The sequence below is a fragment of the Streptomyces sp. IBSBF 2435 genome (genome assembly GCF_036815005.1).
Lineage (GTDB): Bacteria > Actinomycetota > Actinomycetes > Streptomycetales > Streptomycetaceae > Actinacidiphila.
This window is the reverse complement of sequence record NZ_JAJSYW010000156.1, coordinates 1-16,952: the sequence shown is the minus strand read 5'-3', so window position 1 is coordinate 16,952 and position 16,952 is coordinate 1. Positions and strand designations below refer to the sequence as shown.

The 16,952-nt window shown below is 74.2% G+C and carries 12 protein-coding genes and 1 pseudogene; 3 read left to right on the top strand and 10 right to left on the bottom strand.

Going from position 1 to position 16,952, the window contains the following annotated elements:
* Positions 1-1,171 (top strand): SCO7613 C-terminal domain-containing membrane protein (locus tag V7E46_RS25410; protein WP_443054339.1); only part of this gene is annotated, 1,171 nt, incomplete at its 5' end.
* Positions 1,172-1,688: 517 nt separating this feature from the next.
* On the opposite strand, the gene V7E46_RS25405 is transcribed toward V7E46_RS25410, so the two are convergent.
* From V7E46_RS25405 to V7E46_RS25395, 3 genes are all read right to left on the bottom strand, one after another.
* Complete coding sequence (locus tag V7E46_RS25405; RefSeq protein ID WP_333770581.1) at positions 1,689-2,489, bottom strand: ATP-grasp domain-containing protein; 801 nt, start codon at positions 2,487-2,489, stop codon at positions 1,689-1,691.
* Complete coding sequence (locus V7E46_RS25400) at positions 2,486-3,361, bottom strand: ATP-grasp domain-containing protein (protein ID WP_333770580.1); 876 nt, start codon at positions 3,359-3,361, stop codon at positions 2,486-2,488. The genes V7E46_RS25405 and V7E46_RS25400 overlap by 4 nt, the downstream gene beginning before the upstream one ends.
* Before the next feature lie 188 nt (positions 3,362-3,549).
* Positions 3,550-4,425, bottom strand: coding sequence for an SDR family NAD(P)-dependent oxidoreductase (locus V7E46_RS25395; protein WP_333770579.1), 876 nt, complete (start codon positions 4,423-4,425; stop codon positions 3,550-3,552).
* Between the two features lie 109 nt (positions 4,426-4,534).
* Here V7E46_RS25395 and V7E46_RS25390 point away from each other — a divergent pair, with 109 nt between their 5' ends.
* Positions 4,535-5,116, top strand: coding sequence for a TetR family transcriptional regulator (locus tag V7E46_RS25390; protein WP_333770578.1), 582 nt, complete (start codon positions 4,535-4,537; stop codon positions 5,114-5,116).
* Between the two features lie 27 nt (positions 5,117-5,143).
* On the opposite strand, the gene V7E46_RS25385 is transcribed toward V7E46_RS25390, so the two are convergent.
* The 3 genes and pseudogenes from V7E46_RS25385 to V7E46_RS25375 form a co-directional block, all read right to left on the bottom strand.
* Positions 5,144-6,616, bottom strand: coding sequence for an MFS transporter (locus V7E46_RS25385; RefSeq protein WP_333770577.1), 1,473 nt, complete (start codon positions 6,614-6,616; stop codon positions 5,144-5,146).
* 234 nt (positions 6,617-6,850) lie between these two features.
* Positions 6,851-7,156, bottom strand: coding sequence for a hypothetical protein (locus tag V7E46_RS25380; RefSeq protein WP_333770576.1), 306 nt, complete (start codon positions 7,154-7,156; stop codon positions 6,851-6,853).
* A gap of 91 nt (positions 7,157-7,247) precedes the next feature.
* Positions 7,248-7,615: pseudogene (locus tag V7E46_RS25375) on the bottom strand (DUF6879 family protein); the annotation flags it as partial.
* A 347-nt stretch (positions 7,616-7,962) separates the two neighbouring features.
* Here V7E46_RS25375 and V7E46_RS25370 point away from each other — a divergent pair.
* Positions 7,963-9,453, top strand: coding sequence for an FAD-dependent oxidoreductase (locus tag V7E46_RS25370; RefSeq protein WP_333770575.1), 1,491 nt, complete (start codon positions 7,963-7,965; stop codon positions 9,451-9,453).
* Between the two features lie 37 nt (positions 9,454-9,490).
* Here the strand turns inward: V7E46_RS25370 and V7E46_RS25365 are convergent, their stop codons facing one another.
* The 4 genes from V7E46_RS25365 to V7E46_RS25350 all read right to left on the bottom strand — a co-directional run bounded on the left by V7E46_RS25365 (position 9,491) and on the right by V7E46_RS25350 (position 16,915).
* Entirely contained in the window at positions 9,491-12,259 is a 2,769-nt protein-coding gene (locus V7E46_RS25365; protein WP_333770574.1) for a hypothetical protein, read from the bottom strand.
* A 113-nt stretch (positions 12,260-12,372) separates the two neighbouring features.
* Positions 12,373-12,891 (bottom strand): hypothetical protein, encoded by a 519-nt coding sequence (locus tag V7E46_RS25360; RefSeq protein WP_333770573.1) that lies wholly within the window; start codon positions 12,889-12,891, stop codon positions 12,373-12,375.
* A 137-nt stretch (positions 12,892-13,028) separates the two neighbouring features.
* A complete protein-coding gene (locus V7E46_RS25355) occupies positions 13,029-14,147 on the bottom strand; it encodes a ricin-type beta-trefoil lectin domain protein (RefSeq protein ID WP_333770572.1) in 1,119 nt (372 codons plus the stop codon).
* Complete coding sequence (locus V7E46_RS25350; protein WP_333770571.1) at positions 14,144-16,915, bottom strand: ricin-type beta-trefoil lectin domain protein; 2,772 nt, start codon at positions 16,913-16,915, stop codon at positions 14,144-14,146. Before V7E46_RS25350 ends, V7E46_RS25355 begins: the two co-directional genes overlap by 4 nt.
* Positions 16,916-16,952: the final 37 nt, after the last annotated feature.

The following is a 16,952-nucleotide window of genomic DNA, read 5'->3' as shown; positions in this document are numbered from 1 at the left end:
GGTGGTGGCCGTCGTCGCCGGAGTGGTCGCCGTGGTGTCGGGGGGTGCCGTCCGGCGGTTCGGGCGGGCGGCGGTGGAGCTGCGGTGCGGGGCCGTGCTCGCCGGGGCTGCCGCGGTGGTGGCCGCGCCGGTGGCGGTCGGGCTGCCGTACGCGGCCGAGGTCGGGGTGGCCGGACTGGCGGCGGTGGGTGGCGGCGTACACCTGCTGCGTCGGCCCGCGGCCGATCCGGCGCCGCAGCTGTGCGCGCTGCTCGCGCCGGGGGTGGTCGCCCTGTTCTGGTCGCTGCCGAGCGACGCCGCCGCGCTCACCGTGTGGGCCGCCGCGGCGGTCCTGGCCGCGTGCCTCGCGGCCGGCGGACGTATCCGCGTGCCCGCGGCGGCGTTCGCGGTCTGCGCGCCGGCCTACGAGGCCGCCCGCGCGGCCACCGCGGCCGGACTCCCGCCGCACCTCACGGCGTTCGCCGTGCTGGGCGTCGCGGTGGCGACCGTACCGGTGGCGGCGGCGCTGAAGGGCCGCGTCGCGCTCGCCGTCGAACACAGCGGGTACGCCGCCGGGGCCGCGGCGCTGGTGGCCACCGCGTCGCACCCGGACGCGCTCAGTGTCGCCCTCGCCGTCGCGGGCGCCGCCTGCGCCGGGCTCGCGCTGCGGGCCGACCGGCGGATGGCGGGCGCGACCGGCGCGGCGGCGCTGCTCGCGGCGTCCTCCTGGGTCCGGCTGGCCCTCGCGGGGGTGGGGGCTCCGGAGCCGTACACCGTCAGCGTGTCCGCCGTGCTGCTGGCACTCGGCCATCTGCGGCGGCGCCGGGACGCGTCGGTCGGCTCGTGGGCGGCGTACGGCTCCGGGCTGGCGTTCTCGCTGCTGCCGAGCCTGGTGGCCGCGTGGGCCGATACGCACTGGCTGCGCCCGCTGCTGCTGGGCCTCACCGCCCTGGCGGTCACCCTGCTGGGCGCCCGGCACCGGCTGCGGGCGCCGCTGGCCACGGGCGGCGCGGTCGTGCTCGCCGACGCCGCCCACGAACTCGCCCCCACCGTCGCCCAGTCCATCGGCCAGCTCCCGCACTGGGCCCCGGTCGCCGCGGCCGGCGGCCTCCTGCTCTACGTCGGCGCCACCTACGAGCGCCGCCTGCTCACCGCCCAGCGCCTCCGCCAGGGCTTCCGCACCCTGCGCTGACCCCTCGCAGGAGGGGCGGCTGCTCCGGCTGCTCCGGCTGCCGATACTCGGCGATACCGACCTGCCGGTCGAGGCGCGGGTGCCCGTGGCGCGGGCGCTGGATCGGTGCGGGACACGGGGGACGCGGGCGACGGGCCTGCCGCGCCCCCGCCGGGCGAGGACCACCGACCCGCGAGACCCGGTCGACCTCGGGCGGCGACAACCCCGTTGCCGGGCGCTACACCCCCGCGTCGGCCGCGCCGGGGGACGCAGCCGACAGGCCGGGCGCCTCCCCGCCGGGCGCGAGCACGACCGGCCGCGGGACCCGGTGCACCCCCGGGCTACGACAGCCCGCTTGCCGGGCGCTCCTCCGCCGCGAGTCCGCGCCACATCCCGTCCGCGCTCGGGATCGGCCCCGACCGGGCCCCCGCGTCGGCCGACGCTCCCGGCCGTACGGCTCAGGGCACAGGGCTGGCGACGGGACTCGCGGGGGCGGGACTCGTACGCGATACCCGGTCGCCGACCGTGGCGTGTCCTCTTACCGCAGGGCCTCGCGTCCCGCCCGCAGGGCGAATTCGGCCAGGGCGTCGGGGGCGCCGGGCTGGTTCCTGATGCCGGGGAAGGCGTTGACGTCGATGATGAGCGCGTCGCCGCCGCCCCCGTCGATCACGTCGACCCCGTAGACGTCGAGGCCGAAGACCTCGCCGACCCGGCGGACGAGGGCGGGCCAGGCGGGGGGCAGTTCGGCGAGCGGGACGGGGCCGCCGCCGGGTGCGTGCGGGGAGAGTTCGGAGCGGCGGACGGCGGCGAAGAGGTGCGGGCCGACCGCCCACAGCTTGTGGTCCCAGCCCGGGTTCCGCACGAAGTCCTGGACGACGTAGGGCTCGTGCGCCGCCCCGGCCGCGAAATCCCGTATGCGTGAGGCGCTGTCGAGCCGCACGACCACGTCCCCCTTGCGGCTGTGCCGGCTCTTGACCACCACCGGCCCCGCCGACGCGGCCTCACCGAGGGCGAGTTCGGCGCCGGAGGCGTAGCTGCGGGTCGGGGCGAAGGGCAGCCCGGCGCGCAGCGCGTCCCGCGCCATGGCCGTACGGTCCTGGCACCGCCCGGTCGCGGCGGCCGAGTTGACGACCCGGGCGCCGCGCGACTCCAGCTCGCGGGCGAGGGCGAGCGCGCGGGGTGTGCGGGACTTGAGGAGGTAGACGTCGGCGGGCGTGCCGTCCGGCGCGGCGGCGGGGTCGAGCACCTCGACCCGGTGGCCGCCCGAGGAGGTGAGCAGCGCGGTGGCCGCGGCCAGCAGCGGATGGCCGGGGTCGGGCGTGATGAGGCCGATCCTCACAGGGTGTCGCCGGCCGCGACCGGCACGGGTACGGCGGCGGGCTGCGGCGACGCGCCCGGCCGCCCGCCGCGGGCCAGGGCGAGGACGGCGCTGGCGACGCGGGAGGCCGCGTCGGGGACCTGCCGGAAGCTGGGGAAGTCGTTCACGTCCACGACGACCGGCCCATCCGGGCCGAGGAGCACGTCGAGGCCGTAGAGGTCGAGTCCGTAGACCGCGCCGACCTGCGCGGCGATCGCGGCGACCTCGCGCGGCAGCGGCACCCGGCGTTCGCGGTGCGGCCGGTCGGGGTGCAGCGGGGAATTGCGCTCGGTGGCGTAGAAGTCGTCACCGACGCAGTAGACCTTGATGTCGACGCCCTGGTTGGGCACGTACGGCTGGGCGATGAGCAGGCGTTCGCCGCGCAGCACCGGCAGCAGCGCGGCCAGCCGGTCGGGGGCGGCGAGCAGGTGGACGGCCCGTCCCGAGCTGCCGTCGGCGGGCTTGACGACCAGCGGGTAGTCGGACTCGGGTATGTCGGCGAGGAGTTCGGGCCGGGCGGCGGCGTAGGTCGGCGGCATGGGCAGTCCGCGGCTGCGCCCGATCGCCGCGGCGAGCGCCTTGTCGCGGACGCCGCGGATCGAGCGGGCGTCGTTGATCGTGGCCATCCCGGCGCAGGCGGCGGCTTCCAGCAGGGTGAGCCCGGGGCCGCCGGACACGGTCTTGAGCACCCAGGCGTCGTGGCTGCCCGCCCCGACGACCTCGGTCATCCGCAGCAGCGATCCCCCCGGTCGCAGCACGTCCACCTGGTGCCCCCAGGCGCGGAGTCGGCGGATCACCTCGACCGGCATCCCGTCGTGGCGGTAGTGCTCCTCCACGAGAAAGCAGAGCTTCATGCGACCTTCCCCCAACCCCCTGAGCGTTTCGCCGACCGGGGCCGGCGAAGCGTGAAGGTCACAGGATGCCACGCGGGTCCGGCAGTTCGGACGCTGGTCCCAACTGCCCCTGCTGCTGGGCGTGTTGCCCATGACGGGGCCGGGGATGCGCGGATTCCGGCGGTCCCGGCGGGCGGCGCGCGGCAGCCTCAGCCCGCCTGCCCCAGCGGGTCGATCTGCGCCTGCGTGGCGCCGTCCGCGGTGGTCGACTCGCTGAGCGCGCGCCACCGCTCGTCCTCGGCGAGCAGCGCGCGGCCCGCGGCGGTGGCGTAGGCGTACGCGTCGGGGCCGACCAGCAGCCGCAGCGGCGGTTCGTCGAGCGCGACGACGTCCAGTACGAGCCGCGCGACCTTCGCCGGGTCGCTGGCGCCGAGCGCCTCGGGGCCGTGCATGGCGGCCATCACGCCGACCGTCCCGGCGTACTCCGGGCGGATCGGGTCGACCCGCATCGAGGACCCGGCCCAGTCGGTGCGCATGCCGCCGGGCTCCAGCACGGTCACCTTGATGCCCAGCGGCCCGACCTCGCCCGCCAGCACCGAGGAGAAGCCGCCGACGGCCCATTTCGCCGACTGGTAGGCCGACAGGCCCGGGGTGGCCATCCGGCCGCCGACCGAGGACACCTGCACCACGTGCCCGGAGCGCTGCTCGCGCATCACCGGCAGCGCGGCCCTGGTGAGCCGGACCACGCCGAAGAGGTTGGTGTCGACCTGGGTGCGGAAGTCGTCGAAGTCGACGTCCTCGACCGAGCCGACATTGGCGTACCCGGCGTTGTTGACCAGGACGTCGAGCCGCCCGAACCGGTCGACGGCGGTGCGCACGGCCGCGCGGGCGGCCTCGTCGTCGGTCACGTCGAGCGCGACGACGGCGAGCCGGTCGCCGTACTCGGCGGCGAGGTCGTCCAGCGACTCGGGGCTGCGCACACCGGCGACGACCTGGTGGCCGGCGTCCAGCGCGGCCCGGACGATCTCCCGGCCGAGCCCGCGGGAGGCGCCGCTGACCAGGAAGACGGAGGGGGTGGAGGGCATGAGGGGCTCCTTGGAGGCTGTTTACTAACCGGTTGATTAGTAACGGCTCCCATGCAACTCCGCGACGGGACCGATGTCAACTGTCTGGTTAGTTGATACGCTGGGCGCCATGAAGAGGGACGTCATAGGCCGGGACGCGGAAGCCACCCGGCGCCGCCTGCTGGACGCGGCGACCCGTGAATTCGCCGCGTACGGCATCGCCGGCAGCCGGGTCGACCGCATCGCGACCGACGCCCGCAGCAACAAGGCGCAGATCTACCACTACTTCGGCAGCAAGGACGGCCTCTTCGACGCCGTCTTCGACGCGATGTGCCGCGAGACGGTCGACGCGGTCCCCATCGACCCGGACGACCTGCCCGAATACGCGGGGCGCCTGCACGACTCCTACGTCGAGCGCCCCTGGGTGCAGCGCCTCGCGACCTGGTACCGCCTGGAGCGGGCCGGCAGCGCCGCGCTGCTGCCGGTCGTCGTGGACAGCAACACGGCGAAGGTCCGGGCGATCGCGGCGGCGCAGGAGGCGGGCCGGCTGCCCGCCCGCTTCTCCGCACCCGAACTCCTCGGGCTGGTGCTCCACCTCTCGGGCTTCTGGAGCGCGAACATCCCCGAGTACGAGGTGGTGGTCGCCGACGGCTCCGCCGCGCACCGCCGCGAGGTCGTCGTCGCGGCGGTGGCCGCGCTGCTGCGCGGCTAGGGCCGGCCGGCAGCGCTCCGGCTGGAGCTAGAGGCAGGAGTCGTCGCGCTCCACGGGCTGCCTGAACCGGGCGAAGAGCGGCGGGGAGTCCCAGCCGGGCCGTTCGCCGCTCATCCAGCCGTCCACCGACGGCGTCGGCGGCCGGACCCGGCCGGCCACGTACAGGCCGATGGCGCCCAGCGCGCCCGCCACCGAGATCCCGAAGCAGATCCACAGGGCCGTCCTCGTACCCGAGTCGGGGTCGCTGCCGACGTTGGCGGCGACGTAGAGCAGCACGGGCGCGATCATGAACGCCGCCACCGCCCGCATCAGCTCGATGATCGCGAACACGCGCTGCACGTTGGTGGAGCGCAGCGAGAAGCCGGCGATGAACAGCGCGGGCACGACGGAGGAGCCGACGCCGACGCCGACCAGGCCCGAGCCCACCGAGGTCAGGGGGCCCGTGGGCGGGGCGGCGGCGTTCATGAGCACGATGCCGACGGTCAGGAAGAGCAGGCCGACCAGGACGAAGTAGTGCAGCAGGTGGGTGCGGAAGACGGAGCCGAAGACGAAGGCGGCGATCACCGCGCCGCCGAATTCGGGCAGGTAGAGCAGCCCCAGGTGCAGGGGCGAGTAGTGGCGCGCGAGCGTGGTCAGGGTCAGCGAGATCGCCGACACCGACGCGGCGGCCGCGCAGATGGCGGCGACGACACCGGCGACCGGGAGCGTGCTGACCAGGCTCCCCACGCACAGCAGCGGACGCCTGGCCGTGTACTCGTGGACGAACAGGATGACGATCAGCAGCAGCCCGCCGATCAGCGGCCCGCACGTGAGGGCGTCCACGAAGGGGTGGGTGAGCAGCTCCGAGGCGCCGAAGAAGGCCGCCGCGCACCCGACGGTGGCCAGCGCGAGCGCGATGTAGTCGACGGGTGCGCCCGGCTCGTTCGGCGGGGTGTCCTGGAAGGTCACGGCGGACAGCACGAGCGCCCCCGCGGCGATTCCGGCGATGGCCCAGAACAGCGGGCGCCAGCCGTTGGCGTTGGCCTGGACGCCGCCGAGCACCGGGCCGAGCGCGACCGCGCCGAAGATGCAGACGTTCATGATCACCGCGGTCGTACGCAGCCTGGCCGCCGGGTATCCGATGATCAGCGGCGGCACGGCCGCGATCAGCAGCAGGCTGGTGCACAGGCCTTGCAGGACGTGCCCGACGATGAACATCGCGGGGTCGACCGCCGCCGCGGTGAGCACCGAGCCGATCAGCAGCACGGCGCCGTAGACCAGCAGCATCCGCCGCTGCGGCAGGTGCTGGGCGAACTGCACCGCCAGGACCGTCCCCACCGCGTAGCCGGCGTTGGCCATGCCCGCGGTCACGTTCATCGCCTGGAGGCTCATGCCCAGCTCCCTGGCGATCAGCGGCGTGATGGGCCCCAACGCCGCCGAGAGCGCCAGATACGGCACCAGGGCGAGAACGACCATCGTCGCCACCGCGGGATAGCGGCCGGCCAGCGGACCCTGTCGCATCGGTCGTTTTCTCCTTTTTCGGCGGAAAAGAGGTGTTCGGTCACCATGGTGAACCGCCACCCCCGCACTCCCGTCAAGCGCAGCCGCCCAAGTCACCCGATCGACGCTCGGGCGAGTGAACCTGCGCCCTCGCACGGGCTCGCCCCTGGGACCTGCCGCCCCGCCGCGGCTTGCCGCACACCCCCCGGGAGGGTGTTCGCGGTGCGCTTCGGCCGGGCGCGCGCCCCTGGGCGGCTAGGAGGTGCCGCCGTCTACCTCGGGCGGCGGGGGGAGCCGGGCGCCGCGGCTCTCCGCGATGCGGTGCACGTCACGCAGCGACTCCGCCAACCGCCCGGCCAGGAAGCGCACTTGCGGTCCGGTGACCCGGTGGTCGGCGAACACGTCGGCCGCGTGGCCCAGCAGGTCCGCGGCCGTCGCGAGCCGCACGCTCCCGATGTTGTCCGCGACCCGGGTCACGCGGCCGGAGCCGCCGCCGAGCAGAAAGCACGGCCGCCCGCCCGCCGTGGCCCACCGCAGCAGCCGCACCTCCCCCGCGCTCACGCGGCGACCTCGACCCCGCGCGGGTGCACTCCGTGCGCCGCACAGCCCGGCACCACACTTGCCCGAACGCGTCGGCCACGCCCTTGATCACGGCGAGGTCGTCGCACAGCGTGTCCTCGACGAATGCGCCGTCCCCGGTGAAGAGCGAGAAGCGCAGGAGGTTGTCGTCGAACAGCCACAGGTCGTTGCCTGGCGGCAGAAGGTCCGATGCCAGCCGACGGAGGAGCCATCGCACCTGCTCCCGGCCGCGACGTTCCGGAACGTACAGGCGTGCTCGTACCGGATGCAGTCGGTCACCGGCTCGGAGACGATACGCGCCCGGCGTACGACGACGCCTCGCGCCACGGCCAGGGCCAGGGCCACCGCGTCGTGGAACGGGGTCCACCAGTCCGCGCGATCACCCTCCGTACACCTGCGTCCCGCCCGCCATGCGGCGAAGTCCGCGTCCTCCTCGGCCACGCCGTAGACGTCGCGCCTCTCCAGATGGACGGCCGACGATCGGCAACCGCGCTAGCAGCTCAGCGAACGGCAATGCCGTCTGCGACATCCCACGCCTCCCTGTTGGCGGCGACCGCAGTCGCTGACGCAGCGCCGCGCGGGAGAGGACGACGGGGCCTGCTCGTGCCGGCCGCCGCCGTGGGCGCGCAGGACCAGCGGGCGCGTACCGCTGACGGTAGCAAGATCCCGACGACGCGATCGGACCGCTTGACGTAGTACGTGGCACCAACTAGTTTCGTTGGTGCCACGTACTACATCGCTGCGGCAGACCCGCGCCGCGGGTCATCCGCGTGGCGAGGAGGGTTCCCATGGACACCGACGTGGTTATTTGCGGGGCCGGCGCGGCCGGGCTGACGCTGGCTGTCGACCTAGCACGGCGGCACATCCGCTTCCTGCTGATCGACAAGGCCGCCGGGCCGTTCGCCGGGTCGCGCGGCAAGGGTATTCAGCCGCGCAGCCAGGAGGTGTTCGAAGACCTCGGAGTGATCGACGCGATCGTCGCCTCCGGCGGTGAATATCCCGTGCAGCGCCACTACACCGACGACGGGACGACGGTCGACGAGCCCGTCGCCGTACGGTCGGAGCCGACGGCCGCCGAGCCGTACCGGATTCCGCTGCTCGTGCCGCAGTTCCTCACCGAGCGGCGGCTGCGCGAGCGCCTCGCCGAGCTGGGGCACATCCCGCGCCACGGCCGCGAGCTGACCGGCTTCGCACAGGACGCCGACGGCGTCACCGCGGAGATCGCCGGCCCGGGCGGCGAACAGACCGTGCGGGCGCGCTACCTGATCGGCGCCGACGGGGGATCGAGCACCGTGCGCAAGGCCCTCGGCATCGGCTTTCCCGGCCGGACCCTGGGTGTGCGGGCGGTCGTCGCCGATGTCCTGGCCGAGGGCGTCACCGCCGACGCCTGGCACCGCTGGGGGGACGGGACGGGGGCGCAGGTGTCGCTGTGCCCGCTGTACGGCACCGAGATGTTCCAGCTCCAGGGGCCGCTCCCCTTCGACGTCGAGGTCGACCTGTCGGCCGCGGGGCTCACCGCGCTGGTACGCGAGCGCACCGGCCGGGACGACCTCGCGATCCGCGCGGTCTCCTGGGCGTCCGCCTTCGAGATGAACGCCCGGCTGGCCGACACCTACCGGCAAGGCCGCGTGTTCCTGGCCGGGGACGCGGCGCACTGCCACCCGCCGACCGGCGGGCAGGGCCTCAACACCGGTGTCCAGGACGCCTACAACCTCGGCTGGAAGCTCGCCGGCGTCCTCGGCGGCGCCCCGGACACGCTGCTGGACAGCTACGAGGCCGAGCGCCGCCCGATCGCCGAGGACGTACTCGGCCTGTCCACCCGGCTGCTCGAAGCCGCCAGGAACCGCGACCACCGCCGGGGCCGTGAGGTCGGCCAACTCGACCTCGGCTACCCCGACTCGCCCCTGTCGCTGGCAAGTCCCGGGCACGACAAGGGCGTACGGCCCGGCGACCGCGCGCCCGACGCACCTGTGACCGGCGCCGGCGGGCTGCCCACCCGGCTCTTCATGCTCTTCCGCGGCCCGCACTGGACCCTGCTCGGCCACGGCGTCGACCGGGCCTCGGCCCCGGCCCCGCGTACCGGCCTGCGCGTCCACACCATCGGCGCCCGGGGCGACATCCGCGACCCCGGCGGCCACGTCCGCGACGGCTACGGGCTCGCGTCGGGCCGGTGGGTACTCGTCCGCCCCGACGGATACGTCGCGGCTGTGCTCGACACCGCGGGCCTCCCCGCGGCCGAGGCCTTCCTCGACAGCGTCGGCGTCCGCCCTCCGATGTGACGCGCGGGACGGGGCAGCCGCCAAGGCCGCCGGCGGGTCACCTCGGCTTCGCCGCGGAAGCCACCCGCCTCCAGCGAGCAAGCGACTCACCGACTCGGTGGGTCTTGCCGCCAGTGTCGCCCCTGATCCGTTCGACATCGGAGCACAGCCGGGTCAGTTCGGCGTCCGCTCCGGGCAGGTCGCCGGCCTTCCCGCGCTGGACGGCGAGGTTGTACCGGGTGCGGAGGGTGTCGAGGTGGTCGGGGCCCAGAATCCGGGTCTGCTCGACAACGACCTCGGCCAGCCCGACGACGGCGCCGACGGCGTCTCCCGCCAGGCCGCGTCGCGTGGCGAGACCGGTGCGCGCGTCGAGCGTCCTCGGGTGGTCGTGGCCGAGGACGCGCGAGCGCCGGCCGACCACTTCCGCGAGCGTCACGATCGCCGCCACCGGGCTGAGCAGGGACGCCTGTACATCGCCGATCCAGTCGAGAACGCTGAGGCTGCGGTGGTGGTCGGGGCCGAAGGCCCGCCGCGCGTCGGCGAGCAGGGCGGCGTAGTCGTCCAGCAGCTGATCAGGTTCCACGTGCGGAGTACGTGCCTGGTCGACCCGGTAGCGGATGTACAGCAGGCAGTGCCGCGTCTCCAGGATCTCGGGGTGATCGGCGGGCAGCAGCTTCTTCTGGTCCGCGAGTACGCCGACGAGCGCCGGGGTCGCTGTCACGTGCCCGCCCCACATGCGGCTCATGAACGCCGTCTGCCGTCGCACGGCCAGGGTGACGGGGTGGCCGGGGCCGAGTGCCCTCTGCGCCTCGGCGAGCGCGGTCGCCGAGGCGGCCCGCGCGGTGTCCTCGTCGCCGGCCCGCAGATGGGCGGCCGCCAGGAGCCGGCGTGCGACGACGGTGCCGGGGCGGTCGGGGCCGAGGACCCGCTCCAGCTCGGTGACCAGCGCCGCCGCGATGTCCACCTCCTCGATCACGTCGGGGCGGTCAGGGCCGAGGAGCCGCTCCACCACCGCGTCGGCGCCGCCGACCGCATAGGCGTGCTGGTCGACCGTCGCCTCCACCACGGCCAGCAGGGTGGCCACGGTGTCGGGGTGGTCAGGGCCGAGCACCCGTGTCTGATCCGCGAGGACACTGGTGACCGCGGCCCGCGGCCCCGCCGAGTCCCAGCCTTCCGCGGACATGCGGCACGCCGCCCGGTGGTAGCGGGTCGTGAGGATGTCGGGGTGGTCGGCGGCCAGCTGCCGCCGCTGCGACGCGAGCAGCCCGGTCAGCTCCGCCGCGGCTCCGGAGTCGTCCCCTCCGGCGCCGCGCCAGCGGGCCGCGCAGACCAGCGCCCTGAGCACATCGGGGTGCTCGCCGCCGATCAGGTCGCTCGCGACGGCGGCCACCTCGCGGAAGTACGCCTGCGCCGCGGCCGGTCGGCCCGACTCACCGGCGCTGCGGCCGGCCCGGAAGACCACCGGGTGGATGCCGTCGCGCAGCAGCGCGAAATCGGCGGCGTCGGTCAGCGTCCCGGCGCCGGCCCTCAGCAACTGGGCCCGCCCGGCGTCGCGCTCGACCTCGGGCCACACGGCGGCCAGCACCCCGGCGGCGTCGCGGACCAGATCCGCGAGGGGCCCCGCGTTCACCGCGGCCAGGACCGCCCCGCGCACCGGCGTCTCGACGCGTACGGTCCGGTACGCGCGCTCCTGCTGGATGTCGACCAGGCTGTGGCCGTGCAGCACGCGCAGCACGGCGGCGACGTCCCCCGCGGTCACCTCGGCGGCCGCCTCGCTCAGCCGGGTGAGCAGCGCCAGCGCGGGCGCGCAGGACAGGACGTCGTCCGGCACCCCCTCCTCGCCCAGGACACTGGCCAGCGCGAGCACATAGACCGTCACGCCCTCGGGGACCGCGCGGTCCGCGGCTTCGATGGACAGCCACAGCGGGAGGTGCACGACGGATTCGTACGCCTCGCGGTCGTCGAGCAGATCGACGTACTCCTCGACGGTGATGCCCTCGGTCGCGATGTGCCGGACGGCGTGCGCGAGGGCCTGGGGCAGGCCGCCGAGCTGGTCGGCCAGCTCGCCGACCTCCGTCTCGGAGACCGGTCCCGACTGCCCCTGGTCCAGGGCGCGGTGCAGATACGCGCGGGCCTCCTCGGGCGTGAAGTCCCAGACCCGGATGATCTCCGGCTCCATGGCCGCGTCGAAGTCCCGGCGGCGGCTGGTGACCAGCACCCGCCCGACCGGACTGGCCGGCGGCCACTGCCAGTCGGCGAGGCCGGCGGGGTCCACGACACCGTCCAGCACGACCAGCCACGGGCGCGGCTGCGTACCGCCCGCCGGACGGAGCCAGTTGAGGAACGCCTGGACGCCCTCGGCCGGGTCGGGGAAGTGGCGGCCGAACAGGTCCTGCGCGGCCCGCACATAGGCGGCGGTGACGGCCTCCTGGGTGGCGTCGGCGATCCACAGCAGCAGCTGCAACTCGCCCTGCTCCCAGGCGTTTTCCGCGAACCGTGCGGCGATCTGGCTCTTGCCGGTACCGGCGGTGCCGGTGAGGACCAGCGGCCGGCCCGGCGGGGCGGCGGCCAGCGCCTCGCTCTCGCGCCGGTCCTGGAAGTGCGGCGCCCTGCCGGGGACGCGCCCGATGCGGTGCGGCAGCGGTACGGGGGAGGCCGGGGCGGAACCCTGGTACTGGGTGAGGTTGAAGGTGTGGGTCTGGCCGACCGAGACGCCGCCGCCCCGGCTCTCCACGTGCAGGTCGCCACGGACGCTCAGGGCGGTTGCGGCGGGGGGCACGCCATGGGCGGCGGGCGGCACTTCCGGTGCGGCCGGAACCGCGGACACCGCCGGCACCGCGAAGCCGGCCGAGGGGCGGGCCAGCCACGGCCACAGGGCCGGCCGGGACGCCGCACCCTGCCGTTCCGGCGGCGCCGTCGGGCGGTGGGACGCCGGATCGCTCAGCCCTGGGAGGCGTCCGGCGGCGAAGGGCGGTCCGGGCTCCCGCCACCGCCCGCGGTCCAGGGCCGCCCGACGTTCACATCGCCCCGCACCACGGCGGCGGCGACGGAACCGTCGCCCTCCGCCCGTACGGTGAGGTCGCCGCCCGCGGCGACGCCACCGCGGTCCGCGCTCACCTGGTTCCGGACGGGCGGCAGTTCGGCCAGCACCCGGCGCAGCCCGGCCGCGGCCTGCTCGCGCTCCTCCGCGTCGAGGTCCTCCAGCAGGTCCTGGATGCGGGTCTGCCAGATCGCGCGGTAGGCCGACCGTACGCTCTCCAGTTGCGCGGGCTCCGCCGTCGCCAGCTCCGCCCCCGTCTGGTCGAGGCGGGCCAGAACGGCGGTCTCACGGCGTTCGCTGCCGCGGCCGAACCAGCGGGCCAGGCTGCCGCGCAGGCCCGTCCAGGCCTCCGTGCCCGCAGCCGCGGCGACGGCCGCTCCCCCCGACGCCGCGAGCGCGGCGAGTGCTTCGTCCAGCATGTACACCCCTGTAGGCAAAGGCCGTTGAGGAGACGTTAGCCCGAACCGCGTTCGCTGTCCCGGCCATTGGCCACACCTGGCCCTGCTCCGCCGGAGAGGGGTCCGGCAGGGCAGGGGTGGCAGGGGCGCGAGGGGCGTCAGGACGTCTGCGGCGCCGTCCACTTCTGGGCACTGGTGCCGTTGCAGTCCCAGAGCTGGAGCTGTGTGCCGTCCGCTGTCGAGGACGACGGGTCGTCCAGGCAGCGGCCCGACACCGGGTTGCGGTAGCCGCCGTTGTACGGCTGCCACTGCTGGTTGCCGCCGCCGTTGCAGTCCCAGATCTCGGTCCTGGTGCCGTTGGCGGTGCCGTTCGCGGTGGCGTCCAGGCACTTGCCGAGGACGCGCAGGGTGCCGTCGCCGGGGGTGCTCCACACCTGGGCGCTGCTGTTGTTGCAGCTCCACAGCTGGACCGCGGTGCCGTTGGCGGTGGAACTGCCGTTGTCGTCCAGGCACTTGCCGCTGATGCCGGAGTGGACGACGCCGCTGGTGAGCGGCACGGGTGCGTGGATCCACCCGGCGGCGTCCGCGGTCTGGACCGCGGAGTTGAAGGCGGTGGCCATCTTGGCGTAGCCGCCGTCGTTGGGGTGCAGGTCGTCGGAGAGGTCGGCGGCGGTCAGCGCGCCCATGTCGACGTAGCCGACGTGCTTTCCCGCCGCCTGCTCCGCCTGCACGATGCCGGGCACGGCCTGGTTGAAGGCCGGGCGGTTCGGCTCCTCTGTGGAGTTGGTGGAGACGATCAGCGAGGCGAGCAGCACCGTCGCGTCGGGGGCGTCAGCGGTGATCCGGTCGACCAGCGCGCGCAGCCGGGTGGTGGCGGTGGGCACCTGGTAGTTCTGGTTGAGGTCGTTGGTGCCGATCATCAGGGTGATGACGTTGGGCCGGTAGCGGGCCAGGGCGGCGTCGGTGATGCCGGCGATCTGGTCGATCCGCCAGCCGGAGTGGCCCTCGTTGTCGGAGTCGGACATGACGCCGTTGCGTCCGCTGCCGACGAAGTCCAGCGCGTGTCCCTCGCCCGCCAGGTCGTTCCACAGCGTGGAGCGGTAGCTGTCGCCCGTGCTGCTGCCGACGCCCCAGGTGATCGAGTCGCCGAGCGGCATCAGCCGCAGCGAGGAGGGGGCGGCGGCCGGGGACTGCGCGCCGGCGGCCGTCGCGCCCGCCACGCTCAGCGCGGCCGTGGTCACCAGTGCCGCCGCGGCGGCAAGGAGAGTTCGCTTCATCGTCCGGTCCCCCAGATCTGGTTGGCGCCGCCGGTGCAGGTCCAGATGTCCAGCGGCGTGCTGTTGGCGGTTCCGTCAGCGGTGGCGTCCAGGCACTTGCCCGAGGCGACGCCCACGACCGTGCCGTCGGACCTGACGGTCCACTGCTGGCCGGCGCTCCCGTTGCAGTCGTAGATCTCGACACCGGTGCCGTCCGCCGTGGCGCCGCCCACCGGTTGCAGGCACTTGCTGTCGAACACGGTCAGCCGGCCGTTGGCCGTGGAGGTCCAGGCCTGGTTGCTGCCGCCGTTGCAGTCCCACAGCGCGGGCCGGGTGCCGTTGGCCTGGTTGGCGGCGGGTACGTCGACGCAGCGGCCGGACTCCTGGCCGCGCAGCGCGGTGGTGACGCTGCCGCGGTCCCACTTCTGGTTCGCACCCCCGTTGCAGCTCCACAGCTCCAGCGGGGTGCCGTTGGCCGTGCCGAGCTTGGCCGCGTCCAGGCACTTGCCGGAGCCGACGCCGACGACGCTGCCGTCGGCGTTGACGGTCCACTGCTGGGCCGCGGTGCCGTTGCAGTCGTATATCTGTACCAGGGTGCCGTCGGCGGTGCCGCCGGCCGCCGCGTCGAGGCACTTGGTGCCGTAGACCATGAGCTGCTTCGACGGGGTCGCGGTCCAGGTCTGGTTGGCGCCGCCGTTGCAGCCCCACAGGGCGACCGCGGTGCCGTTGGCCTGGCTGGAGGCGGGCACGTCGGCGCACAGCCCGGACTGCCGGCCCTTGAGGACCCCGCTGATGTTGCCCGCGGCCTTCGGGGTGACCGACAGGTTGTCGAACTGGTCGGTCTGGTAGCCGACGACGCCGAAGCCGACCTGGCCGCTGCCGTAGGAGTTGTCGTTGACCGTGCCGAGGGTGCCGCCGTCGAGGGTTGCGGTGATCTGGTCGCCGGAGAAGCCCAGCGTGGCCGTGTGCCAGGTGTTCAGGCCGAGCGCGGCACGGGTGCCGGACGCCAGCGTGCTGAGATTGCCCGAGCTGGTGTTCTTGGCGATGGACCAGGCGCCGGTGTCGCTCAACCGCAGCTGGTAGGCGGCCTGGTGGCCCTGCGGGCGGTTCTGGGTGCCGGCCCGGCCGAGCAGGGTGACGGTGCCGGCCTGCTGGAGGTTGACGTCGGTGCTGACCGTGTAGTTGGACCAGGTCGGGTCGCCGGCCAGCGTGAAGGCGTCCGAGTCGTCCTGCCACTCGATCGGCTTGACCGGGGTGACCTGCTGCACGCACTGCCCCGAGCGCCCGCCGGCGCACGGCCGGGCCTCGAAGGAGCCCTGCATGTCGGACAGGTACCTGGCCTCGGTGTTGGTGGCGGTGCTGTCGTAGGTGTCGGAGTACGGCAGCGCCAGCGCGTGGTCGGCGGGCGCGGTCGCGGTGCCCTTGCCCTGCCCGGTGGTCGTGGTCACGGTGTAGACGTAACCGGGCTGAAGGGTCAGCGAGTACGATCCGCCGGACGGCGTGATGTCCTGGGTGTGGACGAAGTCCGTCGCCGCGCTCGGCGAGTTGACCCGGGTCGCCCAGACGTGGACGGTGCCGGTGGACAGGCCGCCCTGCACATGCACGGTCGCGGTCTGGGCGGCGGTCGCGGTGGTGGTCTCCAGCACCGTCGAATAGTCGCTGCCGTTGGGCGACTTGAGCGTCACGTAGCTGCCGTTGGACTCGGTGCCGCCGAGATAGCCCGACGCGGAGTCGATGAACTTCCAGCCGGGCTGGCTGAACTGGGTGACCTGGGCGGTGGCCCAGGTGTTCTCACCGATGCCGTAGTGGCCCGACCAGGGGGACGCGGCGGTCGCCAGGCCGACCGTGGCGTAGGGCAGGTTGGGGTAGATCGCGGCGACGAGCGGCCAGTTGAGGTAGGCGGTCATCCTCGCGTCCACATAGCCGCGGGTGATGGAGCGGATCAGCGGCGGGGCGCCCTGGTCCATGTCGATGGAGCCGTTCTCGCTGGCCCACAGCGGCTTGCCGTTGTTCCTCGCGGTGGTGGTGCTCGAACACGTCTCGGCGGTGCCGCCGTCGCCGCCCTGGCACGGGTAGTGGGCGCCGATGACGGAGACCGCGCTGTTGAACGCGGAGTTGGCCGCCATGTCGTCGGCCACGCCCCAGCCGCTGTCGTCGCCGACGATCTGGACGCCGCCGTATCCGGCGGCGTTGAGGGCCGAGCGCAGCTGGATGTACCAGTTGACGTCGTGGCCGCGCTCGTTCCAGCCGCCGAGGTAGTCGATGGTCAGGTTGTGCTGCTTGGCGCAGCCGAGCCAGGAGATCAGGTAGTTGATGGTGTCGGTGGACCAGAAGCCGCCGCTGATCCAGCCGGGCGCCGCCCACGCGAGCCCGTACAGCTTGATGCCGGGGTTGCGGGCCTTGGCCTGCTCCATCAGCCAGAACTCGTATCCGGCGTTGCAGTTGATCTGGCCGCGGGTGTGCTCGACGGACGGCTCGGAGCCGTCGGTGGAGTTCGCGTCGCCGCCGATCTCGGCCTTGAGCAGTTGCAGGCTCGCGCCGTAGTCCGGCTTGAAGAGGTAGTCGAGGATCTGCGCCTGCTGGGCGGCCGGGTAGTCGGTCAGCAGGCGGGAGTTGCCGCCGCCGCCGCTGATCGCGCCGATGCCGTCGAAGGTCCTGCCGCCCTGCGTGCCGTCCACGGTGACCGAGGTGGCGGTGGCGGCGTGGGCGGGGGCCGGCGGACTGACCGCGAGCAGCGCGGCGAGCAGGGCCAGCACCCACAGGGGTGCGAGTCTCCAGTGTCGGGACATGGTGCGGGGACCCCTTGTCTCGGAGGTGTGGGGGGAG

Excerpts from the sequence above, each read along its gene's own strand:
- V7E46_RS25400 (WP_333770580.1), bottom strand. The coding sequence starts at position 3,361 with ATGAAGCTCTGCTTTCTCGTGGAGGAGCACTACCGCCACGACGGGATG.
- V7E46_RS25395 (WP_333770579.1), bottom strand. The coding sequence starts at position 4,425 with ATGCCCTCCACCCCCTCCGTCTTCCTGGTCAGCGGCGCCTCCCGCGGG.
- V7E46_RS25390 (WP_333770578.1), top strand. The coding sequence starts at position 4,535 with ATGAAGAGGGACGTCATAGGCCGGGACGCGGAAGCCACCCGGCGCCGC.
- V7E46_RS25385 (WP_333770577.1), bottom strand. The coding sequence starts at position 6,616 with ATGCGACAGGGTCCGCTGGCCGGCCGCTATCCCGCGGTGGCGACGATG.
- V7E46_RS25370 (WP_333770575.1), top strand. The coding sequence starts at position 7,963 with ATGGACACCGACGTGGTTATTTGCGGGGCCGGCGCGGCCGGGCTGACG.
- V7E46_RS25360 (WP_333770573.1), bottom strand. The coding sequence starts at position 12,891 with ATGCTGGACGAAGCACTCGCCGCGCTCGCGGCGTCGGGGGGAGCGGCC.
- V7E46_RS25355 (WP_333770572.1), bottom strand. The coding sequence starts at position 14,147 with ATGAAGCGAACTCTCCTTGCCGCCGCGGCGGCACTGGTGACCACGGCC.
- V7E46_RS25350 (WP_333770571.1), bottom strand. The coding sequence starts at position 16,915 with ATGTCCCGACACTGGAGACTCGCACCCCTGTGGGTGCTGGCCCTGCTC.